Annotated in this window: 19 protein-coding genes and 1 tRNA gene; 12 read left to right on the forward strand and 8 right to left on the reverse strand. The window is 62.4% G+C overall.

The window, feature by feature from the left end:
- Positions 1-5: 5 nt before the first annotated feature.
- The 6 genes from AB8Z38_RS33670 to AB8Z38_RS33695 form a co-directional block, all read right to left on the reverse strand.
- Complete coding sequence (locus tag AB8Z38_RS33670) at positions 6-1,487, reverse strand: ATP-binding cassette domain-containing protein (protein ID WP_369721866.1); 1,482 nt, start codon at positions 1,485-1,487, stop codon at positions 6-8.
- The gene (locus AB8Z38_RS33675; RefSeq protein WP_369721867.1) at positions 1,487-2,413 is read right to left on the reverse strand and encodes a branched-chain amino acid ABC transporter permease; all 927 of its coding nucleotides are present in this window, start codon (positions 2,411-2,413) and stop codon (positions 1,487-1,489) included. Before AB8Z38_RS33675 ends, AB8Z38_RS33670 begins: the two co-directional genes overlap by 1 nt.
- 1 nt (position 2,414) lies before the next feature.
- The gene (locus AB8Z38_RS33680; protein ID WP_369721868.1) at positions 2,415-3,290 is read right to left on the reverse strand and encodes a branched-chain amino acid ABC transporter permease; all 876 of its coding nucleotides are present in this window, start codon (positions 3,288-3,290) and stop codon (positions 2,415-2,417) included.
- 91 nt (positions 3,291-3,381) lie between these two features.
- A complete protein-coding gene (locus AB8Z38_RS33685; RefSeq protein WP_369726670.1) occupies positions 3,382-4,560 on the reverse strand; it encodes an ABC transporter substrate-binding protein in 1,179 nt (392 codons plus the stop codon).
- A 263-nt stretch (positions 4,561-4,823) separates the two neighbouring features.
- Positions 4,824-5,918 carry an NAD(P)/FAD-dependent oxidoreductase gene (locus tag AB8Z38_RS33690; protein WP_369721869.1) on the reverse strand — a complete coding sequence of 365 codons (1,095 nt, stop codon included), beginning with the start codon at positions 5,916-5,918 and terminating at the stop codon, positions 4,824-4,826.
- Between the two features lie 108 nt (positions 5,919-6,026).
- Complete coding sequence (locus AB8Z38_RS33695) at positions 6,027-7,250, reverse strand: SMP-30/gluconolactonase/LRE family protein (RefSeq protein ID WP_369721870.1); 1,224 nt, start codon at positions 7,248-7,250, stop codon at positions 6,027-6,029.
- Positions 7,251-7,571: 321 nt separating this feature from the next.
- Between AB8Z38_RS33695 and AB8Z38_RS33700 the strand changes: the two genes are divergently transcribed.
- From AB8Z38_RS33700 to AB8Z38_RS33720, 5 genes are all read left to right on the forward strand, one after another.
- Complete coding sequence (locus AB8Z38_RS33700; protein WP_369726671.1) at positions 7,572-7,802, forward strand: hypothetical protein; 231 nt, start codon at positions 7,572-7,574, stop codon at positions 7,800-7,802.
- A gap of 549 nt (positions 7,803-8,351) precedes the next feature.
- Positions 8,352-9,914, forward strand: coding sequence for a 2-isopropylmalate synthase (locus AB8Z38_RS33705; RefSeq protein ID WP_369721871.1), 1,563 nt, complete (start codon positions 8,352-8,354; stop codon positions 9,912-9,914).
- A 221-nt stretch (positions 9,915-10,135) separates the two neighbouring features.
- Positions 10,136-11,140, forward strand: a complete 1,005-nt coding sequence (locus tag AB8Z38_RS33710) for a TRAP transporter substrate-binding protein (RefSeq protein ID WP_369721872.1) — start codon at positions 10,136-10,138, stop codon at positions 11,138-11,140.
- Positions 11,141-11,348: 208 nt separating this feature from the next.
- Positions 11,349-11,918 (forward strand): Spy/CpxP family protein refolding chaperone, encoded by a 570-nt coding sequence (locus AB8Z38_RS33715; protein WP_369721873.1) that lies wholly within the window; start codon positions 11,349-11,351, stop codon positions 11,916-11,918.
- 168 nt (positions 11,919-12,086) lie between these two features.
- Positions 12,087-12,162: transfer RNA gene (locus AB8Z38_RS33720), tRNA-Lys, on the forward strand.
- A 356-nt stretch (positions 12,163-12,518) separates the two neighbouring features.
- Here the strand turns inward: AB8Z38_RS33720 and AB8Z38_RS33725 are convergent.
- Positions 12,519-13,277: a sulfite exporter TauE/SafE family protein gene (locus AB8Z38_RS33725; RefSeq protein WP_369721874.1), complete on the reverse strand. Its 759-nt coding sequence runs from the start codon at positions 13,275-13,277 to the stop codon at positions 12,519-12,521.
- Between the two features lie 175 nt (positions 13,278-13,452).
- On the opposite strand from AB8Z38_RS33725, the gene AB8Z38_RS33730 reads away from it, so the two are divergent.
- From AB8Z38_RS33730 to AB8Z38_RS33745, 4 genes are all read left to right on the forward strand, one after another.
- Positions 13,453-14,796 carry a PLP-dependent aminotransferase family protein gene (locus AB8Z38_RS33730; protein ID WP_369721875.1) on the forward strand — a complete coding sequence of 448 codons (1,344 nt, stop codon included), beginning with the start codon at positions 13,453-13,455 and terminating at the stop codon, positions 14,794-14,796.
- Positions 14,797-15,058: 262 nt separating this feature from the next.
- The gene (locus AB8Z38_RS33735) at positions 15,059-15,247 is read left to right on the forward strand and encodes a hypothetical protein (protein ID WP_369721876.1); all 189 of its coding nucleotides are present in this window, start codon (positions 15,059-15,061) and stop codon (positions 15,245-15,247) included.
- Positions 15,248-15,308: 61 nt separating this feature from the next.
- Entirely contained in the window at positions 15,309-15,635 is a 327-nt protein-coding gene (locus AB8Z38_RS33740) for a hypothetical protein (protein WP_369721877.1), read from the forward strand.
- 44 nt (positions 15,636-15,679) lie between these two features.
- Positions 15,680-16,126, forward strand: a complete 447-nt coding sequence (locus tag AB8Z38_RS33745) for a hypothetical protein (protein ID WP_369721878.1) — start codon at positions 15,680-15,682, stop codon at positions 16,124-16,126.
- A 58-nt stretch (positions 16,127-16,184) separates the two neighbouring features.
- Here AB8Z38_RS33745 and AB8Z38_RS33750 read toward each other — a convergent pair whose 3' ends face one another.
- Positions 16,185-17,084, reverse strand: a complete 900-nt coding sequence (locus AB8Z38_RS33750; protein ID WP_369721879.1) for a LysR family transcriptional regulator — start codon at positions 17,082-17,084, stop codon at positions 16,185-16,187.
- Positions 17,085-17,616: 532 nt separating this feature from the next.
- Between AB8Z38_RS33750 and AB8Z38_RS33755 the strand changes: the two genes are divergently transcribed.
- The 3 genes from AB8Z38_RS33755 to AB8Z38_RS33765 are packed head-to-tail and all read left to right on the forward strand — an operon-like array spanning position 17,617 to position 20,512.
- Positions 17,617-18,438: an SDR family NAD(P)-dependent oxidoreductase gene (locus tag AB8Z38_RS33755; RefSeq protein ID WP_369721880.1), complete on the forward strand. Its 822-nt coding sequence runs from the start codon at positions 17,617-17,619 to the stop codon at positions 18,436-18,438.
- Between the two features lie 55 nt (positions 18,439-18,493).
- Entirely contained in the window at positions 18,494-19,819 is a 1,326-nt protein-coding gene (locus tag AB8Z38_RS33760; protein WP_369721881.1) for an epoxide hydrolase family protein, read from the forward strand.
- A 36-nt stretch (positions 19,820-19,855) separates the two neighbouring features.
- A complete protein-coding gene (locus tag AB8Z38_RS33765) occupies positions 19,856-20,512 on the forward strand; it encodes a VOC family protein (protein ID WP_369721882.1) in 657 nt (218 codons plus the stop codon).
- Positions 20,513-20,649 lie beyond the last annotated feature (137 nt).

A 20,649-nucleotide genomic window follows, 5' to 3' on the forward strand; every position in this document is an offset into this window, starting at 1 on the left:
GCGAACTAGAGAAAGTCGGCACCGGCCTCCGCGGCGAACCGGCCGGGATCGCCCTCCCAAACGATGCGGGCGTGTTCGAGCACATAAACGCGGTCGGCATGCGGCAGCGCGAAGGTGACGTTCTGCTCGCCGAGCAGCACGGTGATCGAGGTGGTCTGCCGCAGCTTCTCCAGCGCCTTGGACAAGAGTTCGAGGATGACGGGCGCAAGTCCCAACGTCGGTTCGTCGAGGATCAGGATCTGCGGCTGCATCATCAACGCGCGGCCGATCGCGAGCATCTGCTGTTCGCCGCCGGAGAGTGTCTGCGCCAGCTGGCCCTGCCGCTCTTTCAGGATCGGGAACAGCTCGAACAGCCAGGCGAGCTGGGTGGCGCGTTTCTCGTCGGTGAGATGCTGGCCGCCGAGATCGAGATTTTCCCGCACGCTCATCTCGCCGAAAAGCTCGCGCGATTCCGGGCATTGCACCAGGCCGCTCCGGGCGATCTTGGCTGGGCTCGTACCGCGCAGCGTCTCACCGCCACGCACGATCTCGCCGCTATAGGGAAGGAAGCCGGAGATGGTGTTGAACAGCGTCGTCTTGCCGGCGCCGTTCAGTCCGACGATGGAGACGAACTCGCCCTCGTGGACGTGGATCGAGACGTTCTCCAGTGCCTGCGCCTTGCCATAGAACACGCTGACATTGTCGACCTGGAGCAGGGGCACCTTGTCCTTGAAGCTGGTCTCCGGCCGCGCATGGCTCTCGAGCGCGCCGCCGAGATAGACCCGTCGCACGGTCTCGTTCTTCATGACGTCGTCGGCCTTGCCGGTGACGATCTCCTCGCCGAGATACATCGCGAGCACGCGGTCGACGAGGGCCGCGACGCTCTTGACGTTGTGGTCGACCAGCATCACCGCGCGGCCCTCGTCGCGAAAACTGCGGATCAGGTCGGAAAAGACGTCGACCTCGGCGCGCGTCAGGCCTGCAAACGGCTCGTCCACCAGCACGACCTTGGGATCGCGTGCGATCGCCTTGGCGAGTTCGAGCCGGCGCAAATCGGCGAAGGGCAGCGTCGGCGGCCGGCGGTTCATCACCGCGCCCAGCCCGACGCGATCCGCGATCCACTTGGCGCGCTCGAGCAGCGCCTTGTCCGGGAACAGCATGAAAAGGCTGTCCGGCAGCAGCGCCACCATGATGTTCTCCAGCACGGTCTGTCTGTTCAGCGGTCGGGAGTGCTGGAACACCATGCCAAAACCTTTGCGCGCGATCCTGTGCGCGGGCAGGCCTGCGACATTCTCGCCCTCGAAGATCACGTCGCCGGCGGTCGGGCGCTCGATGCCCATCACGCTCTTCATCGCAGTCGACTTGCCGGAGCCGTTCGGCCCGATCAGGCCGAAGATCTCGCCGCTGTTGACCTCGAAGCCGAGGTTCTTCACCGCCGTCAATCCGCCGAAGCGCTTGGTCAGGCCGCGGACTTCGAGCACGGGTCGGTTTGCAATCCTCTGGTCCATTACGAGCGTGCCTCGCGCGAGAGGGCCGCTCCGAGGAAGCCGCCGGGGAAGAACAGAACGACGAGGAGGGCGACCGCCGAGACGATGAAGGTCGCAAGTTCGCCGGTTGGCCGCAGGAATTCGCCGGCCACGATCAGGAAGATCGCCCCTAGCGCTGCCCCGAGCACCGTGCGTCTTCCGCCGAGCACGGCCGCAACGATCACGTTCACGCCGACCGCGACATCGACGACGGTGCCGACCGATGCGGTGCCGAAGTAGAACACCAGCAATGCGCCGGATAGGCCCGAGAAGAACGCGCTGACGACGAAGGCGGCGAGCTTGTGCTTGACGATGTTGAAGCCGAGTGCGCCGGCCTGCACCGGATCCTGACCGCTGGCTTGCAGCACGAGCCCGACCGGCGACTGCGACAGCCCATAGAGGATCGCCGCGGAGATCGTCATGAAGCCGAGCGCGATCCAGTAATTGGTGCCGGCGTTGATCGAAATGACGTCGGGGATGGTGAGACCGATCTCACCGCCGGTGAGATCTGCAAACACCACGATGAAGTTTTGCAGCATCAGCACCGCGACCAGCGTGGTCAGGCCGAAATACGGCCCGCGCACCCGCAACGCCGGCAGCGCCAGCACGAGGCCGGCTATGACCGAGGCGAGTGCGCCGAGCACGATGCAGAGATAGACCGACCAGCCGAACTGGGCATTGAGGATGCCGGCGGTGTAGGCGCCGACGCCGATCAGGAAGGTCGGCCCGAAATTCACTTCGCCAGCGAAGCCGAACAGCAGGTCCCAGGCCATCGCGAACACGCCGAAATAGAACGCGACGGTGAGCAGACCAAGCACATAGCCGGAGACGTAAAGCGGCAATGTTGCCGCGATTACCACCAGCGCAAGCGAGACAAAGAACAGGCGCGACGTAAAGAAGCTTGCCATCTCAGCGCCTCCCCAGAAGGCCCTGGGGCCGGATGTACATCACGAACACGAGGAGCAGGAGCGCCGGAATGGTGCGGTAGGCCGGTGATACCAAATAGGCCGTGAAGGTCTCGAGATAACCGACCACGAAGGCCGCGATCAACGAGCCGGAGACACTGCCGAGGCCGCCGAGCACCACGATCGAGAACGCGCTCGCGGTCAGCGGTCCGACGCTGTAGGAACTGACACCCAGAAACATCCCAAGCAGCACGCCGGCAATGCCGGCGAGGATGCCGTAGATCGCCCACACCACGACATAGATGTTGGTGAGCTCGAGCCCGAGCAGGGTGACGCCGCGCGGGTTCATCGAGGCGGCCAGCACCGCCTTGCCGGTGCGGGTGCGGTTCACCAGCAGCCACAACAGGGCGATGACGAGGCAGCAGACGATCGCGGTGAAAATCTCGTTCTTCGGTGTGCGCACGCCGAGCACGTCGACGACGCCCTCGACGATCGGCAGCACGGTCTTGGCGTTGTTGGTGAAGAAGTAGGCGATCAGCTCCTGGATCATGATGCCCCAGAGCAGCGTGCCGGTCAGGACGAAGATCTCCTTCTCCTCATTGGGGATGCGCCGGGAGTCCTGGATCGGCTTCACGACGGCGAAATAGGTGGCGAACGCCGCGACGAGGGCAACGACGACCCCGATCAGTGCGCCGGCATAAGTGCCGACGTTCAGGATGCTGGCGGCGGCCCAGGCCGCCACCGCTGCTGCCACCATGATGGCGCCGTGCGAGAGATTGAGAACGCCGGAGACGCCGAAGATCAGCGTGAAGCCGGTGGCACCGAGGGCGTAAAGAGCGCTGATGGCAAAGCCATCGATCAGAATCTGGAATACTCGCATCTAAGATCGGCCAAGAGTCCTGCTGGAGGGAAGGTGCTGCGGGGCGCCGCATGTAGAAGCTCCCGGGAGGTGGTCCCGGGAGCGTGTCCTGCTAGTTCGAGAGCTTGATGAAGCTCGGGAACTTGATGTCGACCTTGGCGACTTCCTTGGGCCAGACCGCGCTCTGCTTGCCGTCCTGCCATTGCAGCATCAGCCCGGTGATCAGGCCCTTGCCGTATTTGATCGAGTGGGTGAACGGATCGTCCTTGCCGTAGAACTGAACGCGGCCGATCGTGCCTTCCCAGTCGGTCTTCTCCAGCGCGTCGACCAGCTTGTCGGCATCCGTCGAGCCGGCCCGCTTCACCGCGTCCGCGATGTAATAGACTTCGTCATAGGCGGTGTAACCGGCATAGGACGGATAATTGCCGAACTTCTTCTTGAAGTTTTCCGCGAACGGCACCGACTTCGGCGTCACCGCCACGCCCGGCCCCGAGACGCCCTGATAGAGCACGCCTTCGGCCGCCTGGTTGGTGTCCTTGCCGAAGGTCTCGTTGGTCGCCTGCGACGAGATGCCGAACATCGGGATCGGCACCTGCTGGTTCTTCCACTGCACCGTCGGCTGCACGCCGACATGGGAGATGCCGGTGATGATCACGTCGGGCTTGGCGCCCTCGATCTTGTTGAAGATCGGTGTGAAGTCGGTGGTGTCGGGCGAGAAGCGGATGTGGTCGAGCACCTTCAGCCCGATCTTGGGCAGGCATTCCTCATAGCCGACATCGAGCGGCTTGGTCCAGGCGGCATCCTCGCTCGTGATGACGGCCGTCTTCATGTGCATCTTGTCGACGAGAAGGTCCTTGGCACCATCGCAGACCGAGAGCGCGAGTGCTGCCGAGGTCAGATAGCCGTGGAAAGTATACTTGTTCTTCTCGTAATCGGCGTGAACGCTCTTGCTGATCTCGTTGGAGGCCGCGCCTGGTGTGACGAACGGCGTCTTCAGCCGTGAAGCCCAGGGCTCCAGCGCCAACACCACCTCGCTGATATAGCTCGCGATGACCGCGTTGACCTTGTCCTCGTTGACCGCGCGCTGGAATGCGCGCACCGAGTCTGCCGAGGAGGAGTGATTGTCGTAGCCGATGATCTCGATCTTGCGGCCGTCGACGCCACCGGCGGCGTTGATCTCGTCGGCGGCGAGCTGTGCCGCCTGCGGAATGGAGGCGCCGGCAATCGCCTGAGCTTCCGCGATCACGCCGATCCTGATCGGATCCGCCGCGAATGCCGCGCCTGACGCCATCGTCAGCGTCCCGACCGCGGCCGCACCAAATGCCATTCGCAATGCAACAGAGTATCGCATGTTATTTCTCTCCCTTGAACAAGCCTCTAATGAGCTATTGCGCGGGACTATAGCGGTGAGGTCATTCTCGGCAAGCGAAACTGCATTCAGGATTATGCGAGGAGAACTAAAGTCTAGCGCGGCGCAAAGCTTTCACGCGCAGGCATGCAGATTTCGGCGGCGGGCATGCGATTGCATGCAGGCGTACAACTGTGTCATCGTGATCATCGTCGGCGCACATTGAGTGGCTTGAGGCGGGCAGGGTCGAATGGCGCGAGATCGACATTGCGCGTTGCGCCTTCGACGATCAGCTCCGCCAGCGCTTCGCCCGTTGCGGGGGCGTTGAGGATACCCCAGACACCATGTCCGGTCGCAACATACAGGCCGTCATCCTGCGGCACGCGGCCAATCAACGGCAAGCCGTCCTCGGTCACCGGACGAAAGCAGGCCTGTGTCGCGATGATCTTCTCCGGCCGGAACAGTGGCGATAGTCGCTCCGACATTCGTTGCAAGTTGTGCAGACGGTTGTACTCGGGCTTCACGTCGGCCGGATCGGTGGGGAAGGCAGCGGTGTCGGGCCAAGCGGTCACATAGGTGCTGCCGTCGGGGCGAGGGAACACCTCGATGGGGGTGACCGCGCCGTAGATCTCCATCTCGAGAAACAAGGCGTCTGCCGACACATGCGTGCCGGTGTCGTACACGATGCTCGGGCCGCGTTGACCATAAAGGGCGGGCATGTTCATCCAGATCGCGGCGAGCAGCGACCAGGGACCCATCGCGATCACGATGGCATCCGCTTCAATGATGCTGCCTTCGACCTCGACGCCTTTCGCGCGGGTCCCATGCGGATCGCGGCCGATGCCGGTGACGCGGCCGAAGCGAAGCTCGGCGCCTTGCGCGAGCGCCGCGTTCATCATGGCCGACGTGAACTTTTGCGGATGAACGATCGCGGTCGTCTCGGTGGTGCCAAGGGGCTGCCCGATCACGATGCCATCGCTGAGCCAGTCGAATGCCGATGGTGCAGTCCGCCGCGGATCGCCATCGGGCACAACATGGCCGGCATACGCGCTCATCGGGCGATAGCCCCAATCGCCCTCGATCTCTTGCGGCAGTCGCGCGTGAAGCGCAAAGCTGCGCCGCGCCAGCGCGTCGAGCGGCGTTCCGCTACACCAGTCGCGCGCCAGGAATCCGCCGGCCTTGCCGGAGGCCGCGGCCGCCACTTCGGTCCGTTCCACGACGATGACCTCGACGCCGTGCCGGCGGAGGAAGTAAGCGGTGCAGGCCCCGATCACGCCGCCGCCGCAGATCACAACGCGCATGGTTGGTTTCCTGACCCGAGTCTATCGTTGGGAGCCAAGCGTAGCACGCAAAGTTTGAGGCGCCAGCGGGGAGCGCGGGCGCCTCGTCGCAATTCAGCTCGCGCATGCTCAGCCCGGCCCGGCACCCTGCGTTGCCGTGTACACCGCATAGAGCGACTGGCTCGCGGCCATGAACAGGCGATTGCGCTTGGGCCCGCCGAAGCAGATGTTGCCGCACACTTCCGGCAGGCGGATGCGGCCCAGCAACTTGCCCTCCGGCGACCACACCGTCACGCCGTTGTAGCCGACGGCGCGGCCCGCATTACTGGAGGTCCAGACATTGCCGTTGACGTCGCAGCGTACGCCGTCCGGCCCACACTTCACGCCGTCGATAACGCAATCGGCAAACCGCTTCTTGTTGGAGAGCTTGTTGTCGCTGCCGACGTCGAACACGAAGATCTCGCCATTGCCGCCCGGGCCGGTGTCGCCCGGGCCCTTGCCGGTCGAGACGACGTAGAGCTTCTTGAAGTCGGGCGAGAAGCAGAGGCCATTCGGATCGGGCAGCTGGTCCTCGCTGACGACGAGGTCGATACGGCCCGAGGGATCGATGCGATAGCAGTTGGTCGGCAGCTCGCGCTTGCTCGGTGCGAAGCCGGCCGGCTGGCCGATCCGTGGGTTGAGCTTGCCGGGCGCATTGCCCGGTCCGCCCGCCGCATCGGGCTCCCCTTCATAGAGCTGGCCGCCATAGGGCGGGTCGGTGAACCAGTAGCTGCCGTCGGGATGCGCGACGACGTCGTTCGGCGAGTTCAGGCGCTTGCCATTGTAGTTGTCGCACAGCACGGTGGCAGTGCCGTCATGCTCATAGCGTGTGACCCGTCGGGTCAGGTGCTCGCAGGAGAGCTGGCGGCCCTGGAAGTCGAACGTGTTGCCGTTGGAGTTGTTGGAGGGCGAGCGGAATACGCTGACGCGGCCGTCGTCCTCGCTCCAGCGCATCTGCCGGTTGTTGGGAATATCGCTCCACAACAGATACCGGCCCTGTGCGCTCCACGCCGGACCTTCCGCCCAGAGCACGCCCGTGTAGAGCCGCTTGATGGAGGTGTTGGGTTGCGCAAGGTCATTGAAGGCCGGATCGACGGCGATGATGTCGGGGTCCCAGAAATAGGTGGTCGGCGCGCCATGGGGGCCGAAGTCGCGCGGCGGGGTGGTGATCGTCGTGGGCGGCGCGGCGGGGCTGGCTTGCGCCAGCGCGGTGCTCGTTCCGGCCATTGTGGCTGCGGCCCCGAGCGCAAGCCCTTGAACCAGCGTCCGTCGTGAAAGCGCAGTCTCCTGGTCACGCTGTTGTTGGCGCGTCATCGCGTCCTCCCGGATCATTTCACTGGCCGGTTGATCCGGCCGAGCACGACAAGGTTAGTTCGGTCCGCGGCCGGTTGCGAGTGCCATCTGGCATCCTCGCGTAACCGCGAGCGCAATCAATTCACGTTCCGATTTCGTCGCGATTGTGCGCAAATTGCGTCATCACCGAGAACCGAAAACGTTCCGGGCCGTCACACGAAAATTTTGTTTGCATGAAGATCACGCGTCGCCCGTTCGGGCCGTGTCAAGCATTGACCTCGCGGCCGATCCTGGCAGAACTTGCGGCTGAAACAGCCGGAGCTGATTGTGCAAGCCGCTATCATGTTGATCGTACTGCTCGGGATCGGGTTTGCGGGTGGTTATTTCACGCGCGATTTCGTTTCCCGCAAACGGCGGGCGGAGGCTCGCCGCTGGCGTGAGTACATGCAGCCCGACTGGCTCCCCGCCGCCGCGGCCGCCAACACCAACGAGATCGCCTTGCCGGCCACCGGTGAACTCGGCCAAATGCTCGATCGCTGGGAAAGCAGAGCCCGCGCCCGCCGCGCGGGTTAGCGGTCCACCTCGCGCGCCGATCGGTCTGCATCAGTTGTCGTCATTCCGGGGCGCGCGGAGCGCGAGCCCGGAATCCATCATGCAGCGGGTTACGCCGAGAAATGGATTCCGGGCTCGCGCAAAGTGGCGCGCCCCGGAATGACGGAAGGATGTATGTCCGACTGCCCGGGAGGCATCCCTGCAGTCAGGTCAGCTCCGCTGACCATCTTTTGGCGTTGCAGTGGCGCCCATTTCTCGTCTAGAACCGCCGTATCGAGCCTCCCGGCAACCAACCGTCAACGGTTTTGACCGAGGATCTGAAGGCTCAAAAGGGTCTGGCAATGCTGATTCGCGGCCAAATTGATGGGATTTCGAGGGAGGTGGCTCTGGCCGCCGCCACGATCCCGGCCGCGCTGCTGCCTACCCTCCTGATCGGCGGGCTTCTTCTTAGCTGCCCCTGAGGGCCGGCTGGGCGCCATGCGCCTGGGCGCTCAGGGGATGTACGAGATCAGCGGCCCCCGTTAGCGCCCCCAGCAACGACCGGCGCGAAAGCTCAAAAGGAAATCTGAAATGGCCTCCGTGAACAAGTCCGACAAGGACCGCGTCATCATTTTCGACACCACGCTGCGCGACGGCGAGCAATGTCCCGGCGCTACCATGACCTTCGAGGAGAAGCTCGAGGTCGCCGAGATGCTGGACGATATGGGCGTCGATGTCATCGAAGCCGGCTTTCCGATCACCTCCGAAGGCGACTTCCAGGCGGTGAGCGAAATCGCCCGCCGCTCCAAGAATGCGGTGATCGCCGGCCTGTCCCGCGCGCACCCGGCAGATATCGACCGTTGCGCCGAGGCGGTGAAATTCGCCAAGCGCGGCCGCGTCCATACCGTGATAGCGACCTCGCCGCTGCATATGCGCGTGAAGTTGAACAAGACCCCGGAGCAGGTGCTCGAGACCTCGGTCGCGATGGTCGCGCGCGCGCGCAACCAGATCGACGACGTCGAATGGTCGGCCGAGGACGGCACCCGCAGCGAGATGGATTATCTGTGCCGCATCGTCGAAGCGGTCATCAAGGCCGGCGCCACCACGGTCAACATTCCGGACACGGTCGGCTACACCACGCCGGACGAATACACGCACTTCATGAAGACGCTGATCGAGCGCGTGCCGAACTCCGACAAGGCGGTGTTCTCCGTGCACTGCCACAACGACCTCGGCATGGCGGTGGCGAACTCGCTGGCCGGCGTCATCGGCGGCGCGCGCCAGGTCGAATGCACCATCAACGGCATCGGCGAGCGCGCCGGCAACGCCGCGCTGGAAGAGATCGTGATGGCGATCAACGTGCGCAACGACAAATTCCCCTTCTGGAACAAGATCGACACGACGCAGCTCACCCGCGCCTCGAAAGTGGTATCGGCGGCGACCTCGTTCCCGGTGCAGTACAACAAGGCGATCGTCGGCCGGAACGCGTTCGCGCATGAGAGCGGCATCCATCAGGACGGCGTGCTGAAGGACGCGTCCACCTACGAGATCATGCGGCCCGAAATGGTCGGCCTGAAGCAGTCCTCGCTGGTGCTCGGCAAGCATTCCGGCCGCCATGCCTTCGTGCACAAGCTGGAGGAGATGGGCTACAAGCTCGGTCCGAACCAGCTGGAAGATGCGTTCACGCGGATGAAGGCCTTGGCCGACCGCAAGAAGGACATCTACGACGAGGACATCGAGGCGCTGGTCGACGAGGAGATGGCGGCGTCGCACGACCGCATCAAGCTGACTTCGCTCACGGTGATCGCCGGCACGCACGGTCCGCAGCGCGCGACCATGAAGCTCGACGTCGACGGCCAGATCAAGATCGAGGAGGCCGAGGGCAACGGTCCGGTGGATGCGGTGTTCAACTGCATCAAGGCGCTGGTGCCGCATGAGGCCAAGCTCGACCTGTATCAGGTCCACGCCGTGACCCAGGGGACCGACGCGCAGGCCGAGGTCTCGGTACGGCTGTCGCATGAGGGACGTGCGATGACCGCGCGCGCGGCGGATCCGGATACGTTGGTGGCGTCGGCGAAGGCCTATCTCGGCGCGCTCAACAAGATCGTCATGAAGCGCCAGCGCGACGCCGTGACCACGGCAGCGGCGAGCTGACGAACGAAGTTCGTCATTCCGGGGCTCGCGAAGCGAGAACCCGGAATCTCGAGATTCCGGATTCGGTCCTACGGACCGCTCCGGAATGACTCTGCATTTGCGGCGAATAGCTGCCCTGCTAACGGCCAATAGCAGTTCGATGCGTGAGCCGCTATTGATCTCCCGGCTAGAGGATAGGCGGCCGCGTTAGGCTGCCCAAGAGAATATACAAGGGAGACATCATGCGCACCTTCGCGATCGCGGCGTCCATCGCGGTCCTGGCACTTGGCTTGGCCGGCCCGGCATCGGCCGAGTCGCCGATCATCATCAAGTTCAGCCACGTGGTCGCCACCGACACGCCGAAGGGCAAGGCGTCGGAGAAGTTCAAGGAGCTCGCCGAGAAATACACCGGCGGCAAGGTCAAGATCGAGATCTATCCGAACTCGTCGCTCTACAAGGACAAGGAAGAGCTAGAGGCGCTCCAGCTCGGCAGCGTGCAGATGCTGGCGCCGTCCAACTCGAAATTCGGCCCGCTCGGCATCCGCGAATTCGAGGTGTTCGATCTGCCCTACATCCTTCCCGACCTGAAGACGCTGCGGAAGGTGACGGAAGGCCCGCTCGGCGCGCGGCTGCTCAAGCTGCTCGAGCCCAAGGGCATCACCGGGCTTGCTTATTGGGACAACGGCTTCAAGCAGATGAGCGCCAACAAGAAGCTCATCACGCCGGCGGACTATCAAGGCGTCAAGTTCCGCATCCAGTCCTCGCGCGTGCTCCAGGCGCAGTTCAAGGCGCTCGGCTCGCTGCCGCAGGTGATGGCGTTCTCGGAAGTCTATCAGGCGCTCCAGACCGGCGTGGTCGACGGGCAGGAGAACACCTGGTCGAACATCTATACCCAGAAGATGCACGAGGTGCAGAAGTACATCACCGAGACCAACCACGGTTATATCGGCTATGTCGTGATCGTGAACAAGAAGTTCTGGGACGATCTGCCGGCCGACATCCGCGACCAGCTTGCGAAGGCGATGAAGGAGGCGACCGACTTCAATAACGCGCAGTCGCAGAAGGAGAACGACGACGCGCTCGCCGAGATCAGGAAGAGCGGCAAGAGCGAGATCATCAAGCTCGCCCCGGAGCAGGACGAGGCGATGCGCAAGGCGATGGAGCCGGTCTACAAGGACGCGGCGAGCCGCGTCGGCCAGCCGCTGATCGACGAATTCCAGAAGGAAGCCAAGAGCACGACAAACTAACTCGGTTACATGGATGTATAGTGCAGGCAAGAATGGCTCCTGTGCACCGCATGGGAGCCCTTTTTGTTGCGAATGATTTCAGTTTGCGTCTGAACAGACGTTAACGGCGACTACATTTCTGCAGGAACGCGCTTCCTGTCCAAGTTGTAAGTTGCGCGCGGAGGCCGCCGGGCTCATCTTCAAACCATCCTTTCCAGAGGAGGTTGTTATGAGAAAGTTCACCATCGCCGCCATCGCCGCGCTCAGCATCGCCGGCTCGGGCGCGGTCTACGCTCAATTTCACCGCCCGTGGATGGAGCACTTCCACCACATGCGCATGAACCCAGAAGACCGCGCCGCCATGGTCGACGCACGGATCGCTGCCGTCCATGCCGGGCTGAAGCTCAATGTCGACCAGGAGAAGTTGTGGCCGCCGGTCGAGACCGCCGTGCGCGACTTCGCCAAGCTGCGGATCGACCGCGCCAATGCGCGGATGAATGCCGGTCCAGGCGATGCCAACAAGGATGCCGACAAACCCGAAGATCCGGTTGCCCGTCTGCGCCAGCGTGCCGAGGACATGGGTGCGACTTCCGCGGCGCTTAAGAACATCGCCGACGCCGCCGATCCTCTGTACAAAACGCTCGATGAGGGCCAAAAGCGGCGCCTCGCCGTCCTGACCCGCCACCGTGGCCCGTTCGGCGGCGGCGAGGACGGTCTGCGGCATCGGTTTATGGACCGCTTCCACGGCGGGGATCGCTTTAACCGGGACGGTGGCGGGGACCGGGAAGGCCGATTGTGAGCGGACCGGGATTTCCCGGGATCTAGCCTTGGCGAAGCCGCTGGAATCCAGCGGCTTTTCGCATTTCGGGGCCTGTGGAAGAACCTTGGAAAACCTGCGCTGCATCGCTTGCCATACCCGGATCGCTTTGCTAAACGACCGGCCTCGCAAGGCTTTTGACCGCCTTTCGGGCGCATAGCTCAGTTGGTAGAGCAGCTGACTCTTAATCAGCGGGTCCCAGGTTCGAGCCCTGGTGCGCCCACCACCCTCAAGAGGTTGGCCCGCAAGGGCTTTTTTAGTTTCCCCGGCAGAACAAAGCGGGTCTCGTGCGACGTTTTTCGTGGTCGTACGTCGCACGCCGTGCGACGAGTTCATGTTTTCTCAGAATTTCTTAGCCGGATCCGATCCGCGGCGATCATATGTGGCCAGCATAGGTCCTAGGGACTATCCACGTCAGAATTGAGCGTTGGCGTCCTCTTCGCAAGACGCCGTTGTCGAACAAGATGGAGAAGAGAGTCCGCCTTGCCACCCCCCTGGATTTTGGAAGCAATCCTTCCGAAGTCTGAGAGATCCCGACGTGTTGGATACGTCCGCCGGCGTGTTACCCAAGGTCCCGCCCACTCAAGCGAGATAGCCGGAAGCGCCGTCCCACAGTAACTTCAATGCCGTCACGACCAGCAGTCCGTAGCAAGCACGATAGATCTGACGCTGGTCCAGCGAGCCGTGAAGTCGCCAACCCAGCCATACGCCGCCGGGAATGGCGAACAGACAAATCGCCATCAAGGTCCAGACGCTGGCGGTCGGTTTGACCAGCAGCAGCCACGGCACCGCCTTGGTCGCGTTGCCGACGGTGAAGAACAGGCTTGTCGTTCCGGCGTAGATTTCCTTGCTGAGGCCGAGGGGCAGTAGATACATCGCAAGCGGCGGCCCGCCTGAATGCGCCACCATCGTGGTTATTCCCGAGGCAAGACCGGCGGTGATTGCCTTCGGCCTGGACCGCGGACGTGTAGCAATTTCCGCGCCTGCAACCAGCCATAGGCCAACAAAGATCAGAGTGAGCACCGCCATCAAAATTGCGATCGCGCGATGGTCGAGTAAGCGGAACACCAGGTAGCCAAACCCGATGCCAATTACGAGTCCCGGCAACAGCAGCGCAAGGTCAGGCTTCGACCAGGTCGAAGGCTTCCAGTACAGCAGCGCGAACAGATCCATCGCGATGAACAAGGGCGCGAGCAGACCACCGGCGGTGACCGGGTCCATCACGCACGACAGTAGTGGAATGCCGACGATGGAGAATCCGCCACCGAACGCTCCCTTCATGAAACAGATCAGGAAGACGCCGGCAAAGGCGACCATGATCGTGGTGAGCGTCAACTCCATGGGAGATCTCCATTGGTTGCTCCGGGCAATGCGACGCCTTTGGCGCAACCGCTCCTCGAGCGGACCGCGCCTTGATTGAGGAAGTCTTCGCATCCCCGGTAAGATTGGGTTGATGTGGCCAGAATGACCCGATACAGTTCTCGGTGCAATGAGAACATTGAACTCGGTGCAATAAATGTCGAAGCCCGAATATCTGAAGCTCGCTGATGCAATTGCCTCGGAAATAGCTGCAGGCGCCTTCAAGCCGGGCGACCGCCTGCCGCCTCAGCGCAATTTTGCTTGCGAGCGTAAGATCGCCGTCTCGACGGCGGGCCGCGTCTACGCCGAGCTACTGCGCCGCGGGCTCGTCGTCGGCGAGATAGGTAGGGGCACCTTCATCTCGGGCAATGCCAGGCGCGGAGCGGCAGCGCCAAGCGAGCCGCGGGGCGTCCGGATCGACCTCGAGTTCAATTATCCGATGCTTCCCGATCAGACCGCGCTGATCGCAAAAAGCCTGAATGGCCTGGACAAAGTTGCGGCGCTCGATGCCGCATTGAGGCAGGGGACCAGCATCGGAACAACGGCGGTCCGAAGCGTCGCGGCTGAATATCTGTCGCAGGGTGCCTGGTCGCCCACCGCTGAACAACTCGTGTTCACCGGGAACGGGCGGCAGAGCATTGCCGCCGCACTTGCCGCAATCGTGCCTACCGGCGGCCGCTGCGGCGTGGAGGCCCTGACCTATCCCTTCATCAAGGGCATCGCGGCCCGGCTGGGTGTTTTGCTGGTGCCTCTAGCGATGGACGAAGGCGGCGTACGGCCTGACTCGGTGCAAAAGGCGCACCGTGAGGCCCATCTCTCGGCCATCTACATTCAGCCGGCGATCCACAATCCGTTGGGTATGACAATGACCTCGGCACGCCGGGCCGATCTCCTGCGCGTCGTCGAGAAGCTCAACCTTCCGATCATTGAGGACAACGTCTACGGCTTCCTGGACAATGAGCCGCCACTTGCCGCGCTGGCGCCGGAGGCCTGCATTGTCATCGACAGTCTCTCGAAGAGGGTCGCGCCGGGCCTGACCCTGGGCTTCATCGTGCCGCCGCCGCGGCTACGTGAAACCATGGCGGTCTCGGTGCGTTCGGGCGGGTGGACCGCATCGGGATTTGCGTTTGCGGCTGCGCAGCGAATGATGGGTGATGGCACCATTGCCGAGCTTACGAGATTGAAGCGCCTCGATGCGCGCGCGCGTCAGAAGCTTGCGGTTGATTGCCTTTCGGGCTTCGAAATCCAGACCAACGGAAAATGCTATCATCTGTGGTTGACTCTGCCGGCACACTGGCGCTCGCAGACCTTAGTCGCTGCCGCAGCCAGGCGCGACATTGCACTGACTCCGTCGACGACCTTTGCCGCCACGCCTGGCCATGCACCCAACGCCGTGAGGCTGGCTTTGGCGGCTCCGACCATGGACCAACTCGATACTGGCCTGCGTACATTGGCAGCGATGCTGAACGCGAAGGAGGAGGATTTCGATGCGACCGAATGAGCGTCGCTGTCGCAATGCTCGCTCCGTTCTAGAGCTGCGGGGCGCCGTTGACTGAGCGATGTAAGGTCCTGGTTTCTGGCGGACCTTCTCGCGAAAATACCCGCACTAAGAGCGCTTGTTCGAGCGGATTTTCAGCCTCGGCTGGGCTTTCCACAATTTGGAAGGGCTCCTTCCGCTATGCGCGCCTGTTGGCGCATCGTCCTCGCCCCATCTCCTGGACCAGACGCCGCCAGAGCGCGGCCCAACACACCAGGAGGCGGTTATGGGAGAAGTTGTCCGATTTGTGTCAAAGGCCGAGCGCGAGCGACTCCGCCTGATTCGAGAAGCCCGCGCCATTTACGACAGCGTTTTTCCGCCGTCTCAATCGATCAACGAGCAGCGAGACGAGCCGCCACTGATGCATGGTGCCAACGGAGCCAATGCTCAGCACCCCCACAACATTCTGTCGTGATCACCAAGATCGCTATGCTCTGCGACCACTGAACCCTTGTCGCAAACAACAGGAGAGCGCCATGTCAATCCAAAACATGCTTGCCGCAACCGTATTTGCTTTTACCTCTCTGACGACCGCTCATGCTGATCGCCTCCGTCCGATTGAAGCGACGAGCATCCACCTTGGCGATATCTCGGGCGTGGCCTACTACACCGCCGAGCCTGATGGGTTTCACGTCGTCACAACCATCGCGCAAGGCGAGGCAGGAACGCCGATCCGCGTCGTGTCTGTTCTTGCGCCGGGCCAGCGTGTGGTTCTTTCGACAGCGGATCGGGCGAGCAGGCTGGAAATCAGCCGGCAAGGCGACAGCGTCCTCGTCCGCAAGGCTAACGCAGCCGTGGACTGAGTCTTGGCCTCACATAATGTAGCTACGGAATAAGGAAGCCAAGCATGTCGACGATCCGACTCCATCGAACGACCACTTTGACACCCGAACAGTATATCGCCGGGCTCACCGACTTCGGGCCCGGCCGCGCGAAGCTCTTCGGCAATAGCGCCGACGAGTACCTCAAGGTGCATCACAAGGGACGTTCGCACGCCGACGTCACAGAAGGCTCATCCGGCATCTGGGAACGCCTGACCTACGACTGGTCCGATCCCCACCGCGTTGTACTCACGACCACCGATTCCAACGTATGGGGAGGCGCGTCAGGGCACACATACAGTTTCACGCGCCGTCCAGACGGCACGACCGACATTGACGCCGCTGTCGTACGCGAGGGCAAGGATTTCAAGGGATGGATCCTCGGTCTGGTGCTCAAGACCATCGGCAAGCGCGTTTTGAAAAGAGCGTTTGAAAAGTCCGTCGACGCCATTGAGATCGGAACGCCTCTTTGAAGAATCGCGAGGTTGTTGTCGGGCTGCGGCCAACCAAAGCTCCCTAGCGACCCCGCCGTTAACTGGCGAGCACTCGTTTCAACCGCGGCGCCGCGAAATCCAGGAAAGCGCGTATTTTGATCGGCAGGAATCGGTTGGCGGCGTATACAAGAGACACCGGCAGCGGTACCGGCTGGAAATCATCGAGCACGGTCGTCAAAGGTCCACCCTCGTTTAGGGGTTCCTGAAGCTGGTAGGAAAGAGCGGCCGCAATTCCGATCCGGGCACGAGCTGCGGCGAAGGCGGCCTCAGCATTTCCGACGACGAGCCGCGTCTGTACCGGGACTGCAGTCGTCGCCTTGTCTTTGACGAAGGTCCAGACATCGCCTGACGCAAAGCCGGCATAGGTTATGCAATCATGCCCTGCCAATTCTTCCGGCGTACGCGGCGTTCCGCGAACCGAAAGATAGGCGGGACTGGCGCAGGCCAGGCGACGCACTTCGCCGACCCGTATCGCCATCAGGCCGCTATCCGGCAGCGCGCCAATGCGCACCCCAACATCGATTTGCTCCTGAACCAGACTCAGCACGCGATCTGTGGGGATCATTCTGACCTTGATATCCGGATACGCCTTGAGGAAATCGGCCATGATCGGAATGAGGATGGTTCGCCCAAGACCGAGCGGCGTTGTCACAGATAGCTCGCCTGTCGGCGCGATATATTCACCCGACGCCGAACGCTCCGCTTCGATCACGTCCGCAAGAATGCGCTTGCATGCGGCCAGGTAGGAGCTGCCCGCATCGGTGAGCACCAGTTGGCGGCTCGACCGACTGAACAGCTTGGTCCGCAAATGTGACTCAAGCTCGGAGACCTTACGGCTGACCGTTGCGAGCGGCGTCTTCAATCGACGCGCCGCAGCCGACAGGCTGCCGGCCTCGACCACGGCGAGGAAGGTCGACATCGCTTCCAACCGATCCATTCGAATCCTCTTCCAAAATCCGGAAGGACAGCTCTCGACTTTGCCACGCCGCCGCAAATTTCGGAAGATACAGGGTGCTAGATACCTCGTTGAATTGGTCTGCCAAGGGCGCGGACGGCCGTTACGGGCGACGGGAGGCCGAAAGGCGACCTCTTTGATCCCGCGGATTTCGCTTGCCACACCGCCAGCCGTCGCGGTCACCTCAAGACGGTTTCTGTGGCTCTTGCGTTCACCCTCAAATCGCGCCACCGGAATCCGCTTCGCTGCGGGACGTGGCAATGACCGGCGTCGTCAGCACGATTGCGCGGCTCGGGCGACTGAAGAGCTTCATCTGTAGCGGTGCTTCCAGTTGGACATATTTCGGCTCGCAATTGCGAGTGTGTCTGCGCGGTGGCGGCAGGCTGCCATACGGTTCCTGTCTGCTTCCGTTTTTTGGAAGGATGCATCTCGGCTTTGTCTAATACCGAATAACTGAGCAGAGTTTATCTCCAGTCTCGACAACGTAGTCGCTTGGTGCGCACGGGAGACGGACATGAACACGACTGAAACAAAGGGCATTGCGCTCATTACCGGCGCATCGAGCGGTATCGGAGCGGTCTACGCTGACCGGCTGGCAAAGCGCGGCCACGATCTCATTCTGGTTGCTCGCAACGTGGATCGGCTTGCATCGTTGGCGCGTCGTCTCACGAGCGACACCGGCCGGAACGTGGAGACGGTCCAAGCCGATCTCACCTCTCCGGCAGACCTGCGACGCGTCGAGGACATCTTGCGGACCAACACCGGAATTTCCCTGCTGGTCAATAACGCCGGCTTTGGCGCCACCAAGCCGCTTCTTGCCTCCGATGTCGACCAAATGGAGGAGATGATCCGACTTAATGTTAACGCACCGACCCGCCTGACCTATGCCGTGGTCCCTGGATTCGTCAGCCGCGGCCGCGGCACGATCATCAACATTTCGTCGATCGTTGCGATCGCGCCGGAGCGATTGAACGGCGTCTACGGCGGCACCAAGGCATTCGTGTTGGCGCTCAATCATTCTCTCGTCCACGAACTCGCTGACAAGGGCATCCGCGCTCAAGCGGTCCTTCCCGGCGCCACAGCGACCGAATTTTGGGACATTGCCGGCAAGCCGGTTCACCAACTGCCCGCGGAGATCGTGATGTCGGCTGACGACATGGTCGACGCCGCATTGGCAGGCCTCGATCTCGGCGAGACCGTGACAATTCCTTCGCTGCCCGACCAGGCGGAATGGGATCGCTATGAGATGGCTCGCCGCACCATGAACGGCAAGCTTTCGAGTGCAATCCCGGCGCCTCGGTACGACGTGCGCCAACACAGCGGCCTGAGCATGTAACGGCACTTGCCGCGTAGTCGTACCAAATGCTGCAATTGAAATCAGGGAGAGCGTCATGAAGACCAACATCATTACCGAGGTTATCGATCAAGATCGACGCAAATTTCTGGGTGCGGCTGCCATGGGTATCGCGGTAGCCGGTGCCGCAAGCCTGCTTCCGTCGCCTTTGGCGGCTGCGCCCGCCAACGCTATCCGTCCCTTCCACGTCAATGTGCCGGAAGAGCAACTCTCCGATCTCCGCCGACGCGTCCTGGCGACGCGATGGCCGGATCGGGAGACGGTTGGTGATGCATCGCAAGGCGTTCAGCTTGTAACGACAGAAAAGCTCGCGCGCTATTGGTCCACGGAATACGACTGGCGCAAGGTGGAGGCGCGGCTCAACGCCCTGCCGCAATTCATCACCGAGATCGACGGCCTTGATATCCATTTCATACATGTTCGATCCAAGCATGAAGACGCGCTGCCGCTCATCGTCACGCATGGTTGGCCCGGCTCGATGATCGAGCAGTTGAAGATCATCGAACCACTGATCAATCCCACCGCTCACGGCGGTAGCGCCGCCGACGCCTTCCACGTCGTGATTCCGTCCTTGCCCGGCCATGGCTTCTCGGGCAAGCCGAAGGCGCCCGGCTGGACTCCCGTCACCATTGCCCGCGCTTGGGCGACGCTGATGCAGCGCCTCGGTTACGCGAAGTATGTCGCACAGGGCGGCGACTGGGGGAACGCTGTTTCGGAGGTGATGGCCCTGCAGCGGCCAGCAGGACTGCTTGGCATCCACACCAACATGGCAGCGACGGTTCCGCCTAACATCTCAAAGGCGCTTGCGTTCCACGAGACGCCGCCCGCCGATCTCACCACGGAGGAACGCAAGGCGTGGGACCAACTGGCCGATTTCTACGGAAAGGGGCTTGCATACGCCCTGGAGATGTCAAACCGCCCGCAAACCCTGTACGGCATCGCGGATTCGCCGGTTGGGCTCGCCGCGTGGATGATCGATCACGACATCCGCAGCTACAAGCTTATCGCGCGGGTTTTCGACGGAGCAACTGAGGGCCTGACGCGTGATGACATCCTCGACAACGTCACGCTTTACTGGCTGACGAACACTGCGGTCTCTTCTGCACGCCTCTATTGGGACACCACGCAGATCTCGACCGGGGGAGGCTTCTTTGATGTTCGGGGCGTCAGGATTCCGGTTGCGGTAAGCGCTTTTCCCGATGAGATTTACCAAGCTCCGCGGAGCTGGGCAGAGCGGGCTTACCCTAACCTGATCCACTACAACAAGCTTGAAAAGGGTGGCCACTTTGCGGCTTGGGAGCAACCGCAAATCTTCTCGGCTGAGCTGCGGACTGCATTCAGGTCCCTGCGGGAAACCCAATAAATAGGCCGTCCTAACCGAACAGCATAGGAGTTGCACATGAGCGTGAGTCAGGAGCAGAGCGGATCTGCGATCAAGCCTCCCCGAGCAGCTAAAATCCATTTGAAGCTCGAGGCTGTCGTTCTCCCGGTCTCGGACGTCGATCGCGCAAAATCCTTCTATGGCAAGCTGGGCTGGCGGCTGGACGCAGACTTTGTCGCTGGCGAGTCGTTCCGCGTGGTACAGTTCACGCCTCCAGGCTCACCGGCCTCAATCCATTTCGGCAAGGGATTGACGTCGGCCGCTCCCGGAGCAGCCCAGAACCTTTATCTGGTCGTCTCGGACATCGAGGCTGCACGCGCCGAACTGGTCGAACGCGGTGCCAAGGTAGGCGACGTGTTCCACCGCGCCGGTCCAGGACAGCCACCCATCAATGGACGAGATCCCGCGGGGCGCAGTTACGTCTCGTTCGCCTCATTCAGTGATCCAGACGGAAACACCTGGCTGCTCCAGGAGATCACCACGCGATTGGCTGGACGCGTTGACGCGGAAGAAACAGTGTTCTCCTCGCCGGCCGAACTTGCGGGTGCGCTTCGTCGCGCTGCGGCCGCGCACGGTGAGCACGAGAAAAGGATCGGTGCTCCGGATGCAAACTGGCCGGACTGGTACGCCGACTACATGGCGGCCGAATTGTCTGGCCGTGAGCTGCCGACATAGGCTGCGTCGCAGTCTTCCTGACCTGGGCGGCACTCGCCCGGCCTAGGGAATCTTGTTTTATTCAGGAAACCGAGGAAACGCGGGCGTGCGGCAGTGCCCTGCCTTGCTGTTGCAGGCAGCGAAGCAACGTACGACGT

It is taken from the genome of Bradyrhizobium sp. LLZ17 (genome assembly GCF_041200145.1).
GTDB lineage: Bacteria > Pseudomonadota > Alphaproteobacteria > Rhizobiales > Xanthobacteraceae > Bradyrhizobium.